Consider the following 4,475-nt stretch of genomic DNA (forward strand, 5'->3'; position numbering starts at 1 on the left):
GTTCAGTGATCCACTGATGGACCCCCACCCTCAATCCCTCCCCTCAAGGGGGAGGGAGGCGAGAGAGCCGAAGACGGTTGCGACAATGTCTGAAGATAGCTGCTCCTCCTCGGGGAGGAGATAGGATGGAATGAGAAGGCGGCGCTCGCCGCCTTTATCGACAGTTAGGTAAAGGCAAGACCCATGCGCATCGTCGCCGGTAAATATCGCGGCAAGGCCCTGTCCTCGCCCTCGGATGACTCCATCCGGCCCACCTCCGACCGGGCCCGCGAATCCATCTTCAATATTCTGGGCTCGCGTCTCGGTCCGGTCCTTGCCGACAAGCGCGTGCTCGATCTCTTTGCCGGCACCGGCGCGCTCGGTCTCGAGGCCCTGTCGCGCGGCGCCGCTCACGTCACCTTCGTCGACACCGGGGCCGAAGCGCGCGGCCTGATCCGCGATCACATCGAGGCTTTTGGCGCCGCCGGCATCACCAAGCTCTTGCGCCGCGACGCCACCGCCCTAGGCGCGCCCGGCACCTTCGGCCAGTTCGACCTGGTCTTTCTCGATCCGCCCTACAACCAGGCCCTGGGCGAAAAGGCCCTTGCCGAGCTCGCCGCCAATGGCTGGCTCGCCCCCGGCGCCACGGTGGTCTGGGAAGAATCGGCAACAGCAGAAGTCACTCTCCCCGCCGGCTTCACTCTCGAAGACACCCGCGAATACGGCGCCGCCGCCGTCCGCTTCCTCAGCTTCGGCTGACGTCTTCCCTTCTCCCCTCCAACCCCACCGCCCGTCACCCTCGGGCTTGACCCGAGGGCGTTTGCGATGGCTGGAAGAGCCCTCAGGTCAAGCCCAAGGGTGACGAGAGGAATGAGTGGAAATGCTCACGCCGCCTTCAGACACGCCGCGCATTTGCCGCGGATTTCCATCGTCGTCTGCTCGACCTTGAAGCCGGTCTGCTGCGCCCAGTTGCCCAGCCGCTCCTCGATCACCGCATCGGCGAATTCGTCCACCTTGCCGCAGCCTTCGCAGATGGCGAAGGCGATCAGCCCCTTGCGGTGGCAATGGGTGTCGGCGCAGGCGACGAAGGCGTTGAGCGATTCCAGCCGATGCGCCAGCCCGCGCTCCACCAGCTTGTCCAGCGCCCGGTAGATCTGGAGCGGCGCCCGCAGGCCATCGCCGCGCAGCCGGTCGAGAATATCATAGGCCGAGAGCGGGGCAGGGGCCTCGTTGAGCGCCGCCAGCACCAGCCCCTGATTGCGCGTCAGATCGGCGGGTGGATGGGAATGATCGTGGGCCATGCTCATGCTCTCCTGCCAAATAGACGCGCCGTCGGCACTGCCAGCGACACAAGGAAAATTGCCAGCGCCATCACCACGATGGACGGTCCCGAAGCGGTATCCCAGGTGCGCGAGCCGAACAACCCGCCCACCACCGATACCGCCCCCAGCACCGCCGCTACCCCGGCCATCATTTCCGGCGTCGCGCTCAGCCGCCGCGCCGTCGCCGCCGGGATGATCAGCAGCGAGGTGATCAGCAAGACGCCCACCAGCTTCATGGCAATGGCGATCACCGAGGCCATCAGCAGCATCAGGATGATGCGGCTCACCTCCGGCTTCAGTCCCTCGGCCTCCGCCAGTTCCGGGCTCACCGTCGCCGCCAGCAGCGGCCGCCAGTTGAGCCAGAGAATGGCAAGAATGGCGACGCCGCCGCCATAGATCACCGCAATGTCCTCCACCGAAACCGCCAGGATATCCCCGAACAGGAACCCCATCAGGTCGATGCGCACCTGCGTCAAAAATCCTACGATCACCAGACCCACCGCCAGGCTCGAATGGCTCAAAATCCCCAGCAGCGCATCAGTCGAGAGCGTATTCTGCCGCTGCAGCAGCAGCAAAGCGCCCGCCACCATCGCCGCCACCGCGAACACGCCCAGCGTCATGTTGACTGACAACAGGATCGACAGCGCCACCCCCAGCAGCGCCGAATGCGCCATCGTATCCCCAAAATACGCCATCCGCCGCCACACCACGAAACACCCCAGCGGCCCCGTGACGGCAGCAAGCCCTACCCCGGCAATCAGCGCCCGCGAAAAGAAATCACCGAACATTTTTGATCCCTCTGCCAGAAACGCGAGCCTGCCGGCTCCTTTGCTTTCCTCCTTGATGGCAGGGAATGAGGGTGTGGGGCGCCCTGTGCGCCACCCTAACACCCCCACCTAACCTCCCCCTGAAGCAGGGGGAGGGACCGATCGGATGTGCGGAGCCCTCGGCGAAACCCCTCTTCTCCTCCCCCTCCTTCAGGGGGAGGCCGGGTGGGGGCATTTCGAGCCCAAAACTCTCATTACCCATGCCGGTGCCCCGCATGCTCATGCCCATGATGATGCTCATCCCCCACCACGCAGCCATCGTCATGGTGCTCATGGTCATGATGATGCTCGTAGATCGCCAGGGTCTGCGCCGCGCGTTCGCCGAACAAGGCCAGATATTCCGGGCTCTTCTTCACCGCGCTGGGCGTGCCCCGGCAACAGACATGGCCATTGAGGCAGATCACCGTGTCGGTCTCGGCCATCACCACATGCAGGTCGTGCGAAATCATCAGCACCCCCGCCTGCGTCTCGTTGCGGATCTGCCGGATCAGCTCGTACAGCGCCACCTCGCCGGAAAAATCGACGCCTTGAACCGGTTCGTCCAGCACCAATAGGTCCGGCTTGCGGATCATCGCCCGCGCAAACAGCACCCGCTGGAATTCCCCGCCGGAGAGCTCCTGCACCGCCGCCCGGCGCAGCCGCGACGCGCCCACCGCCTCCAGCGCCGCGTCGATCTCGCCAGCGCCAAAATCTCCGGTCAGCGTCATCAGCCGATCCACCGTCAGCGGCAGCGTCCAGTCGATGGAGAGCTTTTGCGGCACATAGCCGATGCGCAGCCCCGCCTTGCGCGTGACGCTGCCCATATCGGGTTTCATCACCCCAGTTGCCATCTTGGCGGTCGTGGATTTGCCCGATCCGTTCGGCCCGATCAGCGTCACGATCTCACCGCGCGCAATGGTCAGGTCCACCCCTTCCACCAGCACGCGCCCACCCCGCCGCACCCCGGCATTGCTGAGGGTGATCAGGTTTTCTCGTTGCACAATCGCGTTCATTTAGCCTCAGTAAAAAGCTCGGTCTGGAAACAGTCACCAGCGCAGCTCCTCCCCCTTGAGGGGGAGGTTGGGAGGGGGTGAGCCACACGCCTAGGCCCCGTAGCGACGCACTAGAAGCCGCCCCACTCTTTCCACAACCCGTCTTGACGCGTTCCAATACGTTATAGCATAACACCGTCGCAAGCGTAATAATATTACATGTCGCTTGCCTTCCTCCCTTTGCCAAGAGGCCAGACGATGCACAAAATCACCCTTTCCCTTGCCGCGCTCGCCACTGCGCTGCTCACTGGAACGGCCATCGCGGCGCCCACCGTGGTTACGTCCATCAAGCCCATTCATTCGCTGGTTGCGGCTGTCATGGGCGATCTTGGCACTCCGGGCCTGATCGTCAAGGGCGCCGCCTCGCCCCACACCTATTCGCTGCGCCCCTCCGATGCCGCAGCGCTCGAAGGCGCCGATATCGTGTTCTGGACTGGTCATGGCATGGAGTTATTCCTGGGCGACGCGCTCGAGACGCTCTCCACCAAGGCCAAGGTGGTCAAGCTGGCCGACTCTCCCGGCATCGAACTGCTGCCGGTGCGCGAGGGCGGCGCCTTCGAACCCCATTCCCATGGCGACGAGGGCCACGACCACGACCATGAAGGTCATGATCACGATCATGAGGGTCACGATCATGCGGGCCACGATCACGAACATGGCGAAGGCGACATGCATTTCTGGCTCGATCCGGCCAATGCCAAGCTGATGGTTGCAGAGATCGCCACGGTTCTGGCCGAAGCCGATCCGGATAATGCAGCTGTCTACCAGGCCAATGCCGAAGCCGAGCAGCTCCGGCTCGATGAGGTCACCGAGGAACTGCGTCAGACGCTCGTCCCGGTCGAAGGCAAGCCCTTCATCGTCTTCCACGATGCCTATCAATATTTCGAGGCCCGCTTCGGTCTCGACGTCGCCGGCACGGTTACCGTCTCCCCCGAAGTGATGCCCGGCGCTGCCCGCATCGATGAGTTGCGCGCCAAGGTCAAGGAGCTGGGCGCGACCTGCGTTTTTGCCGAGCCCAATTTCGAACCCGCCATCGTCCGCACCATCGTCGAGGGCACCGATGCCAAGGCCGGCGTCCTCGATCCGGAAGGCGCTTCGCTCACCGAAGGCGTCGACCTCTACCCCAACCTTCTCCGCGGCCTCGCCAAGGGCCTGGTGGATTGTCTGGGCTAACGGGCCGCCTGCCATTCCTTGCCGGAGCCATATGGCTACGGTGATCGTCCGGTAAACCGGTCCTGCGGCTCCATCGCCCCCTCCCCCCTTGAGGGGGAGGGTCGGGGTGGGGGGTGGTTCAGTGATTCACTGATGGCCCCCCA

General features: G+C 64.2%; 5 protein-coding genes. 2 read left to right on the forward strand and 3 right to left on the reverse strand.

Annotated elements, in window-relative coordinates:
* The first annotated feature begins 183 nt into the window (after positions 1-183).
* Positions 184-738, forward strand: coding sequence for a 16S rRNA (guanine(966)-N(2))-methyltransferase RsmD (gene rsmD / locus DEVEQU_RS19755; protein ID WP_126152332.1), 555 nt, complete (start codon positions 184-186; stop codon positions 736-738).
* 125 nt (positions 739-863) lie between these two features.
* Here rsmD and DEVEQU_RS19760 read toward each other — a convergent pair whose 3' ends face one another.
* The 3 genes from DEVEQU_RS19760 to znuC all read right to left on the reverse strand — a co-directional run bounded on the left by DEVEQU_RS19760 (position 864) and on the right by znuC (position 3,120).
* A complete protein-coding gene (locus tag DEVEQU_RS19760; RefSeq protein WP_126152333.1) occupies positions 864-1,280 on the reverse strand; it encodes a Fur family transcriptional regulator in 417 nt (138 codons plus the stop codon).
* A gap of 2 nt (positions 1,281-1,282) precedes the next feature.
* On the reverse strand, positions 1,283-2,089 hold the full coding sequence (locus DEVEQU_RS19765) for a metal ABC transporter permease (protein WP_126152334.1): 807 nt from the start codon (positions 2,087-2,089) through the stop codon (positions 1,283-1,285).
* Positions 2,090-2,322: 233 nt separating this feature from the next.
* Positions 2,323-3,120, reverse strand: coding sequence for a zinc ABC transporter ATP-binding protein ZnuC (znuC, locus tag DEVEQU_RS19770; RefSeq protein ID WP_126152335.1), 798 nt, complete (start codon positions 3,118-3,120; stop codon positions 2,323-2,325).
* A 237-nt stretch (positions 3,121-3,357) separates the two neighbouring features.
* Here znuC and DEVEQU_RS19775 point away from each other — a divergent pair, with 237 nt between their 5' ends.
* On the forward strand, positions 3,358-4,332 hold the full coding sequence (locus tag DEVEQU_RS19775) for a zinc ABC transporter substrate-binding protein (protein ID WP_126152336.1): 975 nt from the start codon (positions 3,358-3,360) through the stop codon (positions 4,330-4,332).
* Positions 4,333-4,475 lie beyond the last annotated feature (143 nt).

It is taken from the genome of Devosia equisanguinis (assembly GCF_900631955.1).
GTDB classification, from domain to species: domain Bacteria; phylum Pseudomonadota; class Alphaproteobacteria; order Rhizobiales; family Devosiaceae; genus Devosia; species Devosia equisanguinis.